Genomic DNA, 16502 nt, shown 5'->3' on the forward strand with positions numbered 1-16502 from the left:
GACCAATGGCACCTGAAAACAAAACACAGGCCTGGAGGGGCGGCATACCGCTTTACACAGGTTTTCTTGCGATCCTCGTTCTGGTTGGTGGTTTGGGCGTCTGGGGCGTTCGGGCGAACATCGCGGGCGCGGTCGTGACTTCTGGCATGATCGAGGTTGAATCGAACCGTCAGGTCATCCAGCACCCGGATGGTGGTGTCGTCGGTGAGATCTTTGTCAAGGACGGTGACGTTGTCGAAGCGGGCGATGTTCTCATCGTGCTGGATGGGACGCGCCTGCAATCGGAACTGACCATCGTGAATGGCCAGCTTCAGGAAATCGCAGCCCGTCAGGCGCGGCTTGAAGCGGAGCGTGACGGCGCAACCGAAATCGATTTTGGCGACGACATCGCGGCGCTGGCTGAAACCGACTCCGACACGCGCGATCAGGTAGAAGGCGAAGCGGCCTTGTTCAACGCGCGCCGCGAGGCGTTGACCCAGGAAATCGCGCTGCTCGGCGAACAAAACCAGCAGATCGACAACCGGGTCGTCGGCATCGAAGCGCAGCTAGAGGCGCTGCGAGCGCAAGAAGACCTGATCGGTCAGGAGCTTGAGGATCAGCAATCGCTGCTTGACCAACAGTTGACGCAAGCCTCGCAAGTGCTCGACCTGCAACGGCAAAAAGCGGATTTGTTGGGGCAGATTGGTCGTCTCGAATCCGAAATCGCAGAGCTTCGCGGCCAATCCGCGAGCAACGAAATCGAACTCTTGCAGCTTGAAACCCGCAGACGCGAAGAAGCGGTGAGTGAGCTGCGTGATATGCAATTCCGGCAGGTCGAACTGCTGGAACGCCGTTCCGCGTTGAAGGAAACGATCTCTCGCCTCGATGTGCGGGCGCCTGTCAGCGGGATCGTCTATAATTCGCAGGTGTTCGCGGTGCAGTCCGTTGTGCAACCAGCAGAGCCGTTGATGTATATTATCCCGCAAGATCAACCGCTTGTCGTATCCGCGCGGATCAATGCGATCAACATCGACGAGGTGTTCGTCGGGCAAGAGGCCGCCTTGCGCTTCTCGGCCTTCGATCAGCGCGAAATGCCTGAGATCAAAGGGCAACTGTCGCGTATTTCGGCGGATGTCATTTTGGATGAAGCGACTGGGTTGAATTATTACGCGACCGAAATCCTGCCGTATGAAGAGGAATTGACGGTGCTCGGCGATCAAAAACTGCTGCCTGGCATGCCGGTTGAGGTGTTTATTCGCACGAGCGACCGGACCGCGTTTGAATACCTGACCCAGCCGTTGATGAACTTCTTCAACCGTGCATTCCGCGAATAGGGCCATAAAACGGCCCGTTTCGCGGTGGCGCAGTAGGGCAACAACTGTCTGAAAAAATTCGATGTTGTGCGTGATAACGGAAATGGCCCGAAAATCTCTGCTAGGTTGAAATCAGAGGTCAAAAAGCGCCGAAAAGGCGCAAATAAAGACCCACAGAGGCAGAGCAGACTAGGGCAGGACATGAAACTTCATCGGTCCGCGGGCGCACGCGCCCCTATTTTTACAACCGTTTCGGCGGCGATTTTTCTATCAGGGTGTATGACCGCGACGCCATATCAGGCGCCTGACATGCGGTTGTCTGACCGCTATTCCGTGGTGCGCCCGGTTCAGCAGATGTCCGAAGCAGACTGGCGCTGGTGGACGCATTTTGGCGACCCGGTTCTGAACAAGCTGGTGGACGAGGCGCTGGTTGAAAACCTGTCGCTTGTCGAAGCCCGTTCGAGAGTGCGTCAGGCCGAGGCCAATCTGCGTGGCGCAAGCAGCGGTATTTCCGGCGATGGCCGGCTTGAAGTCGATGCTGCGTCAGATGGGACCGAAGCGGGGGAACTTGGGCTGTCCGCGATCTTTGATGTGTTCGGCCGCAAACGTGCCCGAACCGAAGCCGCCCGCGCCCGCCTTCAAGCGGAACAACTGGGCGGGATCGACGCGCAGCGCCGCCTGCTTTTGCGGCTCGCGCAATCCTATATCGAACTGCGCTTCAATCAGCAGACACTGGCAGAACGTAACCGCGACCTCAGATCGCGCCGCATGACCCTGCGCGACATCACGACGCAAAAGGAAAACGGCGTCGCGACAGAGCTTGACGTGGTCCGCGCAAAGGCTCTGGTTGCTGAAATTCAGGTCGACCTGCCGAAACTCGGTGCGAATATCGTGCGCGAGCGGAACCGGATTTCGACCCTACTTGGCAAACCAGTGGGCAGTCTGAATATCGACCTGTCCTATCAGGGCCGTCAGCCCGCGCCGCGTGGCGTTGCGAACCTTGGCGTACCCGCCGACCTTCTGCGCACCCGGCCCGACGTTCGCCGGGCAGAGCGTCTTTACGCCGCCGCCGTGTCGGACATCGATTCCGCCCGCGCCGCGCGTTACCCGAGCCTGAGCCTCAGCGGTGTCGTGCGCGCGCCGTTTGGCGGCGGAAGCACCAGCGAAACGCTGACCGCCGGTCTGGCCGTTCCGGTCTTTTCGCAAGGCACGCTGGCCGCCTCGGTCGATGCGAGCGAAGAGAGCGCCAACCAAGCCTACCTTCAATGGCGCAGCGCCGTGCTGTCCGCTGTGGAGGAGGTTGAAACCTCGCTATCCGCACTTCATGCGTCCTACCAAGCGGTTGAGGCCGCGCGCCGGGTCGTATCGCTGAACGAACAGGCGTTGGCGCTGTCCCGTCGGCTTCTTGAAAGCCGAGGCAACCTCACGGTCCTCGACCTACTTGATCGGGAACGGACGCTGACGAATTCCCGCACAATCCTTGCGCGGAACCAGCGTGATGTGGCAATCGACTTTGTCACCTTGCGGGTCGCATTGGGGTCGGGCATCACGGTTCGCCCGAAGGCCGAAGAAACGAACTAAGGGCCCGGCTTCCGCATCAATAGCGCGAGCGCAGCACCAGTCAGAAACCCGCCAAGGTGGGTTTCCCACGCAATCGGATAACCGGTGAGCAGGTAAAGCACCGGATGAATTGCGATCATGAACGCGATGGGTGTCAGCAGATAGACCCGCAGGGCGCGCCACCGATCCGCGCGCGGCACCCGACGCCACGCGACGCTGATGTTCCAAATCACGACGTATCCCGCCAGCCCGAACAGGCCCCCAGACGCGCCGACCATCGGTTGATTGATTTGGGACAGCAGCGCGAACCCGAAGCCTCCGCCGATGACGGATGCGAAATAGATCAGCAGAAAGCCAAACTGATGCGTCCGCTCAAGCGTCAGGCGCCCAAGCGTGACGAGGGTCAGCATGTTCAGAACAAGATGCGTGATCCCCGCGTGAAGGAATGCGTAAGTCAGGAACATGCTGTAGGGTTGGATCGCGTAGTTCGGTTGCCAGTTGTCCAGCAACCCGCTCCAGAACGCGCCAAATGCGTAGGCCACGTCACGCCACAGGTTTGACCCCCAAAGCCCGAAATCGGCACCGATCAAGACAAGCTCTGGCAGGGTCGTGACAACCAACAAACCGACAAGCCAGCGGTTCCAGACGGCTGGGGCATCCAAGGGCGGTTGTCCGGTCATCTAAGGCGGGAAATCCCCGTCAGGGTCGGATTGAGAACTGCCGATCGACGGAGACGAATACCGAAGGCGATTCTGCGCGGCCCACGCCCTCTTCATCCCGCGTGCGATAGATCACGCCGGTGTTGAGGTTCCAGTCCGGCGTCAGGGCGCGGCGGTAGATGGCGCTGACGTCCGTGCGTTCCACTTCGGCCTCGGTCGCGGTTCCGTCGGTCAGCGCATAGGCCACGTTGAAGCGCACGCTTGAAAGTGGGCTAAGACCCCAGATATAGCCGATGCCCGCTGTCGTCGTCGCGCGCGATTCATCATCGGAACTGGTCGAGACGGCGCGGCTGATCTCTGCGATGATCTCGTTCGGGCCCAGCTCCTGACGCCAGCTCAGATCGCCAATGATCTCGGTGTTGCCGCCCGGCAGGTCGGCCACGCCGATGCTGCCCGACAAGGTGCCATCCGGAATCTCAATGCTGCGGCCCAACCGGAAGGTTTGCAGCCGGCCCGCGACGTCGCGGGTAGAGTCGAGATCGGCGGTGAGGACACCGTTCGGCATATCGTAGTCAAGTCCGAGATGCCAAATCACGCCAGTGGTCCGGGTGTCGCCGGAAATGAGTTCTTCGGTGTCGATGACGCTATAGCCGACAGACGCATCAACGCGCGCCCTTGGCGATATCTCATGCTCGACCCCGAAGGTGATCGCGGTTGTCAGGCGGTCGGTCATCTCTGCGTTGTCGGCGTCATATTGTTCGGCGCTCAAGCCGATGATGCCGGTCGTGACCTCGGAAAACCGCAGGATCGTGTCGAGGCCAAGGTTGGTTGTCCGGGTCTGGAAAAGGTCAGGGTCGGTGGTGCCGGAATAGTCGACACCGCTTGCGCCCGCGCGCAGGTTGAAGCCAAGCACGCTTTCCCGGCCAAGCTCTAATCCAAGCTCAACGTCATACTCCCGCCGGGTGCCGCCGCCCGTCAGATCGTCGAAGTCGGGCGGAAGGACGATCACGCCGTCATCATCCTCGAAATCCGAGAGAGAGCGAAGAAAGTCGATATCCCTGTGATTATATTCAGCATTCGCCGTAAAGGCGGAGTTGCCGACATCCTGCCCGTATTCAAGGCGCAGCTCTGTGTCGCCAAAGCCGACATCGGTGCCTTCGCCCGGAAGGTTCGCGATCCGCAGGCCAGAGGAGCCTTCGATGCTGATACGCTGGGTGCGGGTTTCGCTGGAAAGACCAAAGGAAAGCGTGGTCGTCGCGACCGAGCTTGTGCCTTCCTCCGGAACTTCCAATGCGATGTTTCTGCCGACTTCGAACCGCTGCTCAATCCCGAAGGTCAGCAAAACGCCCCCTTCGTCGGTGTCTTGAGCAATCGCGGTCAGTGCCGACAATGCCAAAATGCACGTCGCACTCGGAAGTGCAAAATGCGTAATCCGTCTTTTTCCCACCGTACCCTCTTTTGTCTTTAGTTCACTCGAATAGGCGTCTCTGCGGAATTACGATAACGTCACCATCGGACATCACAGTTGATGCACCACGGCCTGTACCACTAAGTATTGCGTCGTAGTTGAATCGATATACATTCTCTTGTCCAGAGCTATTGCGGCGCAGAACAATGCGTTTGGTGGCAGCAAAGCGGGAAAAACCGCCCATTTCAGCAAAAAACTGCAACAGCGTGGTGCCGCGGTTCACTTCGTATTTGCCGGGCGTCGCAGCCTCACCGATGACGTAGACGTCGATGGTGCGGGGCGGACGCGGTTCGCGCGGGACCGCCAGAGAGCTTAGCGTTACAAAGACGTTCGGACGTGCCGCGAAGTTCGGTTCAAGCCGCGCGGCGACGTCGTTGCGGATCTGGTCGATTGTTCGGCCACCGGCAGTCACGCTGCCAGCAAATGGAACGGAAATATTGCCGTCAGGGCGCACCAAAGCCTCTTGATTGAGCGTGGCATCTTCCAGCACTTCAATCCGAAGGGTGTCGCCCGAACGGACGCGATAGTTATCTTGGGCCGTTGCGGAAGTTCCGACAACACCCAGAATAAACAAAGTTACAAGCAGCGTAAAAAACGGTTTCATGACAAAATCTCTTTCTTTTTGCCCGCATTCGCAGGCTCAAGCCCCACCAGACAGTTTACAATTTCTCAGCAATTTCAGGAATAGAAACCCGCTGAGACTGGCATCCACCCCAGCATAGCGTAGATATCGTGATGTTGTCGCAACAGCACGACGGCCTACCAAAAGCGCCACCAACCAATCAAATTTCCAGTGAAAGTGCCGATTCGTCAATAGTTTACGGATTCGCAAACGCGGTTGATCGGTAGAATCCGGTCTGCGATCGCCCTCAACCCCTGAATGTCGGACCGCTTGTCCTATCGCACTGAGTCGTCGTGGGCGATTCTCTTTTCGGCGGGCGATTGCCACACTCTGGTCGCAGATTACCCAACCCCCGGCTTTCTTTTGACAAATTCATAGACATAGTAAAAGGATAGGAAAAAAGAGCAGGGACAATATGGGGCATATGATGCGAGATGAACGCACGAACCCACTACCAGTAGACGTGCCGGAGAACCTGAAGGGAACTCGGGCGGCGTTGTTCAGCATTTTGCGGCAGCAAAACCAGTCCGAAGTACCCATGGCAAAGCCCGCGCGGCGTCCGACGCCTCCGGTTCACCATTTCAAGCGCAAACCGGCGGAAGCCACGGCACTCACACAGCCTTGGCAAACGATATTGCTGGAGGATGTGTTCTGCTTTTCGTTTGAGCGGAAAGAGACGTCGGGGTAGCCGGCCTAGTAGCCGTAACTCCCCGTATTTTCCAAATACCGACACTTGTTCAGAATAAAGCCGAGCGTGTTGGTGCGGCTTGAAATGTCCTGCTCGCACTTGTCCATCTCTTCGATCGCCGTTGCCTCAGCCGCGCCGACAAGAAGGGCGCAGTCGATCTGATCAAGGAACGCGATGGTGTCATCGCAGACCAGCATGGGCGGCATGTCGAAGATCATGATGTCTGGCTTATACCGATCCTCAATCTCATCTATGATCGCAGCAGCGCGGCGGCCTTGCAGAATCTCGGCAGGGTTCACGGCGGGGCTGTGATTGGTCGCGAACAGCAAATTATTCTGATAGCGCACCATGTGATCCTCTGGCGGGGCCAGGCCTTCGATGACGCTTGCGAACAGCAGTTGTTTGTCGAGGTTCAGGACCTTTGCAATCGACGGGCGGCGCATGTCGAGTTCGACGACGATTGCCTTGATGTCGCGCTGACGCGCAAGGCTGAACGCCAGATTAAGACAGGTCGTCGTCTTGCCGCAGCCGATGGTCGGCGATGTCACTGCGACGCGGCGCCAGTTATTGGTGCGCATCTGGTGCAGCATCTTCGTCCGCATTACATCAAACGGTGCCGCAGCCGTGCCCGCTTGGCACGCGACGATGCGCGCATCCATCAGGCGTTTTTTGTTGATCCGAATTTCCGGTATGGCGGACCAAAGCTCCTCCCGCGCCGCTTCGGCGGCTTGGGTGTTGACCGGGTCCGTTGCGCGCGCGGATTTGGCGGAGCCTGTGGCCCGTTCATCCGATCTTCGCGGTGCGTCCTGCTCTCGGGCGGCGCGCGCCTTTTCGATGGCAGATTGAATACGTTCCATATCTTACGTCTATCCCCAGCGAGTCGTCTGCGTCGGTTCAACCAGCGACCCAAGTCCAATTTTGTCGCCGACCTTCTCCAACAGAAGGTTGATCGGCATGAAATTCGTGTGAATGTAATAAAGTCCCGCAGCGCCGATAATGATCGGAAGGACAATCGCGGCTGTAATCATAGCACGTTTGTTCAGGATTTGCCGCCGCGTTTGAATGTAGGGCACCGTGCCAAAGGGCGCGACGCCGAATTGCGCGGCAAGTTCCGCAGGACGACGGATAGTGTTGTTCAGGATCTCCAGCAGCAACAGGAACCCGATGCCAAGCGCAAAGCCGCCGCCAAAGCCCGCTGCCACGATCAGCTTGCGGTTCGGGCTGGCCGGATTTTGCGGCACGACTGCCTGTTCCGTGACGGTGATCCGTTGCCCGCGCGATTGTGCTTCGATCTGGTCGCCAGTTCGCGCTTCGGCGAGGCTAGCGGTCGCCTGGCTATATTGGAGGCGCAGGTTGTCGTAATCGCGTTCAAGCGTGCCGAGGGCGATTGAATTCGTTGGCGTCGCGTCGATCGACTCCGCCAGCGCGTTCAGCTCTTGTTCGATAAGCTGTCGTTGATCTGCGATGAACGCGATCTGGCCGTCGATATCGGAAAGTTGCAGTTCAAAGGCTGTCACATTGGGCGAGGTCTCAGTCCCGAGGCCAAGCCTGATATTTGCAGCTTCCAAAGCGGCGATCTGCGCTTCAAGCGATTTGATCCGGGGGTTTTCCGGCGAATAGATCACCAGCGCCGACGCCAGTTGATCTTTCAACTGCTGCAACTGGCGCTGCTCGGGCGTCAGGCTGTCGCCGCGGATGTCGAGCCGCCCGGTGCGGTCATAGATTTCGACGAGCCGCGCACGGCGGTCGCGAAGACCGGACAGTTCGCGTTCCAACTGCAACGCGCGTTCTTGTAGCGAAGACTGGCGATTGCGTCGGTATTCAAGACTGTCGGGCAGGGCATCCTTGTGCTGTTCTTTGAAGGACAGGATGCGGCCACCCTGACGGGCCAATTCTTCGTCAAGCCGCGCGACTTCCTGCACGAAAAAATCGAGCGTTTCGCTGGCTACGGATGTCCGCATCTCGACGTTCTGTTGCAGGATTTGCGTGACGAGCTCATTCGTGACTTGCGCCGACAATTCACCCGAGGACGCCGCGAAAGACACATTCACGAAGGACGCGCGGTTCAGCATCCCCAGCGGCAGGTCGATATTGATGCGCCGTTGCATATCTTCGACGATGGCGTCGGGCGTCATCCCTTCCTGATCCGCGTGCACACCGAATTGGCGTGACAGGTCGAGAAGGTTCGACCGCGTCAAAAGCCGCTGCTGGATGACCTCAAGAATCTCGACAACGCCGGTTTGCACAGTCGATGACGCTAATTCGCCCGGAATCTGGGGCGATTCGACGACGAGCCGCGCTTCGGCGTAGTAGACGGGCGGTAGGGTGTAGGCGAGTGTCAGGCCGCCGATGGTTCCGGCCAGAGTGAAAAAGATAAAGTAATGAATGCGTCTAAGAAATAAAGAAAAGTAGAATTTAATGTTTTGAATCATCGAAGTAAGTCATCTTTGTTAACAAGGTCGCTGGCGCCAAAAAATGCACCGTCGTCCAAAACTCGCTGCACCGTCGCCTGCGTCACGCTCTTCTGTTGCTTCGCGAACGAGTAAACCATCGCAAGGTCACAGAGCTGATTGACGAGTCTGGGTACACCACCCGTGACCTCATATACAAGATTCGTGGCCGTTGGGCTGAAAAAATTGCGCTTGGCCCCTGCGACATCAAGGCGGTGCGCGACGTATTTCCGAACGGTTTTCGCATCCATCGCTGTCAGGTGAAAATTCGCGGCGACACGCTGCGCGAACTGGCGCATGTCGGCGCGGCCAACGATATCGCGCAGTTCGGGCTGACCAACCAAAACAAGCTGCAACAGTTCATCCTTGTTGGAGTTGATGTTGGTAAACATCCGCAGTTCTTCCAGCGACTCTCGGCTGAGGTTCTGCGCCTCGTCAAAGATCAGGACGACCCGATTGCCCTGCGAATATTCATCAATCAGGTAGGTCTGGAATTCGGAAAACAGATCGACATAGGTCGATTCCGGGTTCGCCGGCTGGTCAAGTGCCATCAGAACCCAGCGCAGCAATTCGCCACGCGAGCCATGCGCGTTTGAGATCATGCCAACCTTCACGCCGCCATCCAGCTTTTTCAGAAGGTGATGGACCAACGTGGTTTTCCCAGCGCCAACTTCACCCGTAATCAGGGTGATCGGGGCGCGGGTGATGATGCCGTATTCCAGCATCGTGTAAGCGCGGCGGTGAACGTCGGACCAGAACAAAAAATCAGGATCCGGAACAAGTGAAAAAGGGCGTTCGGTCAGGCCAAAATGCGATGTATAAATATCAAGAGAGCTGCTGCCGGGCTGCTCCGTCGAATGGTCAGATGGTGAGATATTCACAGCCTCCCCTTGCTGGGCCCGCAGTAATCCCGCGAAGCTATCGTTCTTCGAATACTCGTTCATATCCGATCCCGGAGCATTCGATAAGGTATCTGCATAACGTGTTTCGCCGCTTTCGGCATCATCCAAATACGGCCGGTGGCGAAATACCCACTTATGCGACAAATCGGGCGATTCAAGAACAAGGGCAGGGCGTCTAACACGTTGATGATCCGTCAAAGATGATCTGTTTTCACAGACTCGTGGCTGTCGGGTGTATCTTACATGTTCGTTCATGAATCCAACCTTCGACAAAGCGCAAACCTAATGCGAACGGCACGCGCTGCAAAGTTCGCCGCGTGCAATCTCGTAGAAGTTGCGTGGCCCCAATTGTTCTTCCAGCCCTCTTTTTCGCAAGACAATCGGGCAAAAACAAGGCGTTACAGAATCGTGACCGTTCGACTGTGTTATCGGGTCAACAGCGCGACTGGCTGAGGGGCGATTCAACCGCTATCGGCGTGATTGAAATTGGTCCGGATTCGGCCTGTTTCGCGATGTGCAATAATGCGAAACGGGGCGTCGCTTTGATGCCAGAACCCGGACGGCCATTCGGGCTGTGCTAAAATTCATCGGCTGTCAGCCGCAGTCTGGGATGGAAAATCGTCCAGAATGGGATAGATCAGCACGACGGTATCATCGAACGGAAGACGCAATGCTGCGGCGATCACGACTATTCTTATCTACTAGCGTTTTGTTTCTTGGCCTGTTTTTGGCGGGATGTGAGGATTCGAAAGAACGCGCGGAGCGGCATTTCCAATCCGGTGTTGAATTGCTTGAAGCGGGCGATGTCGACCGCGCCGTGGTCGAATTTCGCAACGCGCTGAAATACGACGATAGCCATAAAGAGGCGCGACTGGCCTATGCCAAGGCAGAACGCGAACGTGGCGATATTCAGGAAGCATTCAGCCAGTATTTGCGGGCCGTCGAATACTACCCCGACTCGCTTGAGGCGCATGTCGCGCTAACCCGCATGTCGATCGAATACCACCGCTGGGATATTGCAGAGCGCCACAATGATTTTGCGTTAAAGCTCGCCCCTGATGATCCAGAGGTCGTGTTCCTGAACGCAGCGCTTGAGTATCGCTATGCGATGGTTGCGAACAACGCCGGCGCTGCGGAGGAGCCTGTTGCGATTGCCAACGAGGTGATCGAACGGGATCAGCATGACCCCCTCGCGTGGCGCATCGTGATTGATGATCCGCTGACCCGTGGCGATCTGCCCGCGGCACTCGCCGAAGTGAACACCGCGCTGGGCTTCCTGCCCGGGCGCTATGAGCTTCACACGATCAAGCTGCGTATCCTCAATGAAATGGGCGACCTCGACGGTGTGGGCGACACACTGAAGGTGATGACGCAGCAATTCCCGAACGATGAGGACGCGCGGAACCTGCTGCTCACCTGGTATATCGAACAAGAGGATATTGAAGGCGCCGAAACATTCTTGCGCCAGATTGCCGACGCCCCCGGTGCGACGATCGGCCAGAAACTTATCGTCGTGGATTTCCTTCGCCAGACGGTGGGCCGTGCCGCCGCAACGGCAGAGGTTGAGCGCCTGATCGCAGACGACTCGACGAACGTGACCTATCAGGCGGCACAGGCGAGCATCCTGTTTGAAGACGGAGAGACGGATCGCGCCATCGCCCAGATGCAGGACATCCTGAACGATCGCGCAGCGTCCGAAGAAACCTCAAACCTGCGGATCATTCTGGCGCGGATGTTGATGAATGCCGGAAACGAAGCCGACGCCCGCGCCGAGGTGGACAAGATACTTACGGCTGAAGAGGGGCACGTCGAGGCGCTCAAGATGAAAGCGGCCTGGTTGATCGAGGATGGTCAATCCAGCGACGCCGTTGTTTCGCTGCGTCGAGCACAGGGGCAGGCGCCTCGTGACCCCGAGATCATGCTGTTGATGGGCCGCGCGCACGAACGCGCTGGCGCGCGTGAACTGGCGGGCGAACGCTATGCCTTGGCCGTTGAGCTGTCGGGCGGCGCGGTCGAGGAAACCCTGACCTACGCGGCCTTCCTGATGGCGGATGAACGACTGGAGGCGACCGAAGCCGTCTTGCGCGACGCCCTGAACGTCGCGCCCGGCGATGTTCGCCTGCTGGCCGCGATGGGTGACGTTCAGTTGCAAAAACGGAACTGGTCGCTGGTCGAACAGATCATCGAAAAACTCCACAGCGCCGACACGCCCGCCTCAACACAAGCCGCCAACACGATCCAATCTGAACTGTTGCTGGCGCAAAACCGGCTTGAGGACGCGATGACCTTTCAGCGGGATCTGACCGTTTCAACCGGGGCTTTGGCGCGGCTGGTGCAAGAGCTAGTGGACGACGAACGATATAACGCGGCGATCAGCTTTCTTGATGAGCGGCTGAAAAACGCGCCGGGCGATCCGACCATGCGGTTTCTGCTCGCACGGGTGTATGGCGAGGCCGATCAATTCGACGAAGCCGAAGCGATCTATCGTGAGTTGCTGAACGAATTTCCGGGTGCCGACCGCCCGCTGCAAGGGCTGCATCGATTGCTTGAGGAGCAGGGCCGCGATACGGAAGCGCAAGCGTTGATCGACGATGCTATCGCCGCCGCGCCGGATGCGATCACCCCGCGCCTCGTGAAAGCCGCGCGGCTGGAGGAGGAGGGCGATATCGAAGGCGCGATCGCGATCTACGAAGGGCTTTATGAACAGGACGATACCAACGTGATCGTCGCCAACAATCTTGCCAGCCTGCTTGCGACCTATCACGGCGACGAGGACAGTCTGGGGCGAGCCGCGCAAATCGCCCAACCCCTCAGCGGGTCAGAGATTCCGGCATTTCAAGACACCTATGGCTGGATCGAGTACCGGCGCGGGAATTATGCCGACGCGCTGTCATACCTCAAACCCGCGTCCGAGAGCCTGTCTGACGACGCGATGGTTCAGTATCATCTGGGCATGACCTATGTGGCGCTCGACCGAAAACGCGACGCAAGACATGCGTTCACCCGCGTGTTGGAGATTGCAGGCGACAGCGATCAGCCGCAGTTTGCTGAGGCCCGGAGGCTGCTAAGCGAGCTGGCCGAGGAATAGTCGCTGACGCGGGGCTAACCGGGGGGTGAATCCTTGCTGGGAGGCGAGCATTTTCAGGCGGCCATTCTCCGCCGATCAGGTCATGATTGTTAGGTGAGCGCGTATCAAAATGGCTATTTTGGCTCGATTGTTGTGATTTTCGAAACGATGTGCGAGCGGGCATTGTCTTGGGACCGCCTGCGATTTTGCGACGGACAGAAGTTATAAAAATTCATTAAACACAGATTGTTAATGTGTTTATGTGGGGCGAAAATCTGGTAATCCCAGCGGTTCGTGACGGACCTCCGTTGTCTTCCTGACGCACCACATAGGATTATGGCGAGAGATAGGCGAAAGTTCGCTTGTGTCACCGTTATATTTCCGTTAACCCTTAGGTGTGTTTCGAAAGCTGTTTTTTAGCTACTAATATTGAGGTTGTGTTTTTATGTCCTACCTAGGCAAAATAATTCCAGCAGTAGCCCTTGCTCTGGGCCTCGCGATTTCTCCGACATCTTCCGATGCTGCGACGTTCACCGTCGATCTGGATAACTCGTCCGTTTCCGTTGTCAGAACGTCTGGCTTTGGTCACGTGAGTGGCGCTCTGGCGCTTGAAGATGGTTACACGTTTGATGTCGATACAGGCGACACCAACACGTTCGACTTCCTTCGGTTCTCGACCAACAGCCGTTTCCTTTTCGGTGACTTCAGCATCCAGGCGACCCTCGCCTTCCTCGCACCTGAGGAATTCAGCGTCGGGTCCAGCGGTATTATGAACGCGGTATCACTTTTGGGTTCGATTTCGGCGGGCACGCTGAACTGGACCGGCGTTCCGACTGAGTTCACGCTAGCTGACGGGTCGACCATCGGCGTCAATTTCCAAGGGGGCCGCAGCGTGTTCCTTGGTAATTCGATCACCACCACAGCATCCGTTACGGGTATCGACATCGTCGACGCACCCGCACCGGTTCCGCTGCCTGCAGCGGGCTTCCTGCTTCTGGGCGCGCTTGGTGGTCTGGGTCTGATGCGTCGCCGCAAAAAGGCCTAAACGCCAAATCAAGTGTTAATTGGGAACGGGCGATCTTAGGTCGCCCGTTTTCTTTTGCGGTGACGCAGTTCAATCGGCTGAGGGGTCGCCCCTGGACGATGGATCATAGGCGACAAGCTCGACGGTGTTGCCATCCGGGTCTTGCGTGAAAATTCCGCGCCAGCCGATCCAGTCGAATTCCTCAATTCGGTATGGCTGCTTCAGGCTCTCATACCAAGCAATAACGGCGTCCTGTTCCTGATAGGAAACGGTCAGCGCGATGTGGTGAAGCGATGAAGCCGCGCCAGTGGCGGGCTTGTCGCCGTCCGCCCGAAACAGCGCCAGCACGCAGGTATGCCCGGCGTAGCCGTCGGCCACCTTCAAAAACACAATATCGCGCCGATGTCCCCCGGGCAGTGGGCTCAGGCCGATGACGTCCCGATAGAAGGACACCATCGCATCGATGTTTTCGCATCGAATAGCGATTTCGCCCAACGCACGGGGTTTGAATTTGCGTTCGATTTCCATTTACGGAAACTCGCATGCCGAAAGCCGTAAAACAATGTCAGAGCGCGGCGGCACCCGTGGGTGTCTCGCGAGGCGTCGTGTCACTTAACAAAGCGGTGATCCGGTCCTCTATATCGGCTTTGCGAAGCGGTTTGGTCAGATAGTAATCAATCCCCGCCGCGATAATGTCGTCCGCGTCGCCCTGCATCGCGTGGGCGGTCATGGCGACGATGGGGACGGGGGTGCGGTCGCCCTCCGCCTCTATCGCGCGGATGCGTTGCGCGGCGGCCTTCCCATCGACGACGGGCATGGAGATATCCATGAAGACGATGTCAGGCTTGAAGGTATGGTAGGCGGCGACCGCCTCCTCCCCATTGGTGGCGAATTCGACGATTGCGTTAAGCGCACGGACCATTCTCGCGAAGACCAGTCGGTTCGTCTTGTTGTCTTCGGCGGCGAGGATTTTGATGCGACTGCCTTCGATGGGAGGCAGCGGTGGGCGCTCCTCCGCCATGTTATCCGGCTCCGGAACATGCCGCAAAATCTCATGCACATCGCGCCGGGACATGGGTTTTTTCAGCACGGACACCACGTTTGCTCCGTCAAAATCATCGGCCTTCATGCCGCCGAGCGATGAGAGCAGGATAATCTGCGTCGTCGGCAAATCATCCGCAAGTGTCCTGGTAAGGTCATGTGGGTCGACATTGGGCATATCTGCCTCAGCCAGAATAAGGTCGATATCAGCGGCGTGCGCGCCTCGGAACGCGTCAACGCTTTTGAAGCATTGAACGTTGACGCCGAACACGGACAATTGCCGATTGAGGATCATTCCCGTCATCTGGTTTGCCGCAATAATCGCGACGGATTTTAGGTCGGAGGGCAGGTTCGGCGGGATGACATCGCCACCGCCGGACCGCGGCAGTTTCAGCGCGACGCCAAAGCACGAACCCTCCCCATCGACGGAATCGACCCAAATCTCGCCGCCCATCAGCTCGACAAGCTGCTTGGTGATCGACAGCCCCAGACCGGTGCCATCGAATTTGCGGTTCCGGTCGTTTTCGACCTGATTGAACTCTCCGAATATGTGATCGACCATGCCGTCGGCGATCCCGATCCCGGTATCTTCAACCGAAATGTGCAATTGCGTCGTGCCCGTATCGCTGACCTCAAGCCCGACGACCCGGACGATGACGTGCCCATCAGCCGTGAATTTCACCGCGTTTCCGATCAGGTTGGTCAGTATTTGTCGGATGCGCCCGGCATCGCCGACATAGCGGCTGGGCAGAAGCACGTCGAAGTCGAGCAGCAGGTCGATACCCTTTTCCCGTGCAGTTGGCAGCAGCAGGGTCAGAACCTCGTTGATCGACTGTTCCAGATCGAAATGATCCTCTTTCAGTGACAACTTCCCCGCCTCAATCTTCGAATAATCAAGGATGTCGTTGATTATGACCAGCAGCGCCTCGCCGGACTTCTTGATGGTTTCGACGTAGAGCGCCTGTTCCTCGCAAAGCTCGGATTCCTGCAATAGTTCTGCCATCCCGACCACGCCATTCATCGGCGTCCTGATCTCATGGCTCATGTTGGCAAGGAACGCGGACTTCGCGCGGTTCGCGGCTTCCGCCCGTTCGCGGGCTTCTTTCAGTTCCACCTCATGCCGGATGGTTTCGGTGATATTGATAGCGAGCGATACCGTATCCCCGTCGGGCGAACGCCTGTCGATCAGCTTGATGTATTCGCCGTTAAACAGCTTGACGGTGCGCGGTTCGGGATCATGGCCGTTCCAACGCTCAAGCATTTCAGCCTGCCATTCGGCGGAGGGTTGGGTCCCGAGGTCAACGATGCCCTCTTCGGCAATCAGTTCAAGCGCGCGGCCGTATTTCAGGCCGGGGCGGACCTCTTCAATTCCGTCAAATACAGCCAGATAGGCACTGTTCGCCGTCACCATCCGATGATCGGAGTCGAACACCGCGAAGCCATCCTGAATGGTCTGGATCGAATCCCAAAGCCTGCGTTCGGCGATCCGTAGATCAGATCGGACTTGCGTATTCTCGCCCTTCAACGCCTCGGCCTCTGACCTGACCTGCTCAACCTCCTGCCGTTTTACGACGATCTCATCCGACAGGGCGCGGGCGCGGTGGCTGAGTTTTTCGTTCGCTGCAAACAGTTCGGCCTGCTTCAATTCAAGCAACCGTTCCGCCGCAAGGCGCCCGCGCCGTTCCTGAGCAAGCGTATCCATCAGGCTCATCCGCGACCTCCGAAAATT

General features: G+C 57.8%; 12 protein-coding genes. 4 read left to right on the plus strand and 8 right to left on the minus strand.

All coding sequences use genetic code 11. The features are described 5' to 3' along the window. The first annotated feature begins 5 nt into the window (after nucleotides 1-5). Together ACEWPJ_RS01190 and ACEWPJ_RS01195 are read left to right on the plus strand one after the other, a co-directional pair. Nucleotides 6-1313, plus strand: a complete 1308-nt coding sequence (locus ACEWPJ_RS01190) for an HlyD family type I secretion periplasmic adaptor subunit (protein ID WP_416510330.1) — start codon at nucleotides 6-8, stop codon at nucleotides 1311-1313. Nucleotides 1314-1493: 180 nt separating this feature from the next. Beyond that, nucleotides 1494-2873, plus strand: coding sequence for an efflux transporter outer membrane subunit (locus tag ACEWPJ_RS01195; protein ID WP_416510331.1), 1380 nt, complete (start codon nucleotides 1494-1496; stop codon nucleotides 2871-2873). On the opposite strand, the gene ACEWPJ_RS01200 is transcribed toward ACEWPJ_RS01195, so the two are convergent. The 6 genes from ACEWPJ_RS01200 to ACEWPJ_RS01225 form a co-directional block, all read right to left on the minus strand. After that, a complete protein-coding gene (locus tag ACEWPJ_RS01200; protein WP_416510332.1) occupies nucleotides 2870-3532 on the minus strand; it encodes a rhomboid family intramembrane serine protease in 663 nt (220 codons plus the stop codon). The two genes, ACEWPJ_RS01195 and ACEWPJ_RS01200, sit on opposite strands and share 4 nt — an antisense overlap. Nucleotides 3533-3551: 19 nt before the next feature. Further along, the gene (locus tag ACEWPJ_RS01205; protein ID WP_416510333.1) at nucleotides 3552-4907 is read right to left on the minus strand and encodes a hypothetical protein; all 1356 of its coding nucleotides are present in this window, start codon (nucleotides 4905-4907) and stop codon (nucleotides 3552-3554) included. 73 nt (nucleotides 4908-4980) lie between these two features. Beyond that, on the minus strand, nucleotides 4981-5583 hold the full coding sequence (locus ACEWPJ_RS01210; RefSeq protein WP_416510334.1) for a polysaccharide biosynthesis/export family protein: 603 nt from the start codon (nucleotides 5581-5583) through the stop codon (nucleotides 4981-4983). 711 nt (nucleotides 5584-6294) lie between these two features. Beyond that, nucleotides 6295-7146 carry a CpsD/CapB family tyrosine-protein kinase gene (locus ACEWPJ_RS01215; RefSeq protein WP_416510335.1) on the minus strand — a complete coding sequence of 284 codons (852 nt, stop codon included), beginning with the start codon at nucleotides 7144-7146 and terminating at the stop codon, nucleotides 6295-6297. A 9-nt stretch (nucleotides 7147-7155) separates the two neighbouring features. After that, nucleotides 7156-8721, minus strand: coding sequence for a GumC family protein (locus ACEWPJ_RS01220; RefSeq protein ID WP_416510336.1), 1566 nt, complete (start codon nucleotides 8719-8721; stop codon nucleotides 7156-7158). Then, nucleotides 8718-9683 (minus strand): ExeA family protein, encoded by a 966-nt coding sequence (locus tag ACEWPJ_RS01225; protein WP_416510337.1) that lies wholly within the window; start codon nucleotides 9681-9683, stop codon nucleotides 8718-8720. The genes ACEWPJ_RS01220 and ACEWPJ_RS01225 overlap by 4 nt, the downstream gene beginning before the upstream one ends. Before the next feature lie 628 nt (nucleotides 9684-10311). Between ACEWPJ_RS01225 and ACEWPJ_RS01230 the strand changes: the two genes are divergently transcribed. Both ACEWPJ_RS01230 and ACEWPJ_RS01235 read left to right on the plus strand, forming a co-directional pair. Then, nucleotides 10312-12729, plus strand: a complete 2418-nt coding sequence (locus ACEWPJ_RS01230; protein WP_416510338.1) for a tetratricopeptide repeat protein — start codon at nucleotides 10312-10314, stop codon at nucleotides 12727-12729. 568 nt (nucleotides 12730-13297) lie between these two features. Beyond that, nucleotides 13298-13753 carry a VPLPA-CTERM sorting domain-containing protein gene (locus tag ACEWPJ_RS01235; RefSeq protein ID WP_416510339.1) on the plus strand — a complete coding sequence of 152 codons (456 nt, stop codon included), beginning with the start codon at nucleotides 13298-13300 and terminating at the stop codon, nucleotides 13751-13753. Between the two features lie 69 nt (nucleotides 13754-13822). Here the strand turns inward: ACEWPJ_RS01235 and ACEWPJ_RS01240 are convergent, their stop codons facing one another. Beyond that, a complete protein-coding gene (locus tag ACEWPJ_RS01240) occupies nucleotides 13823-14260 on the minus strand; it encodes a VOC family protein (RefSeq protein WP_416510340.1) in 438 nt (145 codons plus the stop codon). 37 nt (nucleotides 14261-14297) lie between these two features. Beyond that, nucleotides 14298-16484 carry a response regulator gene (locus ACEWPJ_RS01245; protein ID WP_416510341.1) on the minus strand — a complete coding sequence of 729 codons (2187 nt, stop codon included), beginning with the start codon at nucleotides 16482-16484 and terminating at the stop codon, nucleotides 14298-14300. Between the last annotated feature and the right edge of the window lie 18 nt (nucleotides 16485-16502).

It is taken from the genome of Aliiroseovarius sp. YM-037 (assembly GCF_048060095.1).
Lineage (GTDB): Bacteria > Pseudomonadota > Alphaproteobacteria > Rhodobacterales > Rhodobacteraceae > JBLUOA01.

What these genes read in the sequence shown, in the direction of transcription:
- ACEWPJ_RS01195 (WP_416510331.1), top strand. Translation starts at nt 1,494, where the DNA reads ATGAAACTTCATCGGTCCGCGGGCGCACGCGCCCCTATTTTTACAACC.
- ACEWPJ_RS01200 (WP_416510332.1), bottom strand. Translation starts at nt 3,532, where the DNA reads ATGACCGGACAACCGCCCTTGGATGCCCCAGCCGTCTGGAACCGCTGG.
- ACEWPJ_RS01240 (WP_416510340.1), bottom strand. Translation starts at nt 14,260, where the DNA reads ATGGAAATCGAACGCAAATTCAAACCCCGTGCGTTGGGCGAAATCGCT.
- ACEWPJ_RS01215 (WP_416510335.1), bottom strand. Translation starts at nt 7,146, where the DNA reads ATGGAACGTATTCAATCTGCCATCGAAAAGGCGCGCGCCGCCCGAGAG.
- ACEWPJ_RS01225 (WP_416510337.1), bottom strand. Translation starts at nt 9,683, where the DNA reads ATGAACGAGTATTCGAAGAACGATAGCTTCGCGGGATTACTGCGGGCC.
- ACEWPJ_RS01190 (WP_416510330.1), top strand. Translation starts at nt 6, where the DNA reads ATGGCACCTGAAAACAAAACACAGGCCTGGAGGGGCGGCATACCGCTT.
- ACEWPJ_RS01210 (WP_416510334.1), bottom strand. Translation starts at nt 5,583, where the DNA reads ATGAAACCGTTTTTTACGCTGCTTGTAACTTTGTTTATTCTGGGTGTT.
- ACEWPJ_RS01230 (WP_416510338.1), top strand. Translation starts at nt 10,312, where the DNA reads ATGCTGCGGCGATCACGACTATTCTTATCTACTAGCGTTTTGTTTCTT.
- ACEWPJ_RS01245 (WP_416510341.1), bottom strand. Translation starts at nt 16,484, where the DNA reads ATGAGCCTGATGGATACGCTTGCTCAGGAACGGCGCGGGCGCCTTGCG.
- ACEWPJ_RS01220 (WP_416510336.1), bottom strand. Translation starts at nt 8,721, where the DNA reads ATGATTCAAAACATTAAATTCTACTTTTCTTTATTTCTTAGACGCATT.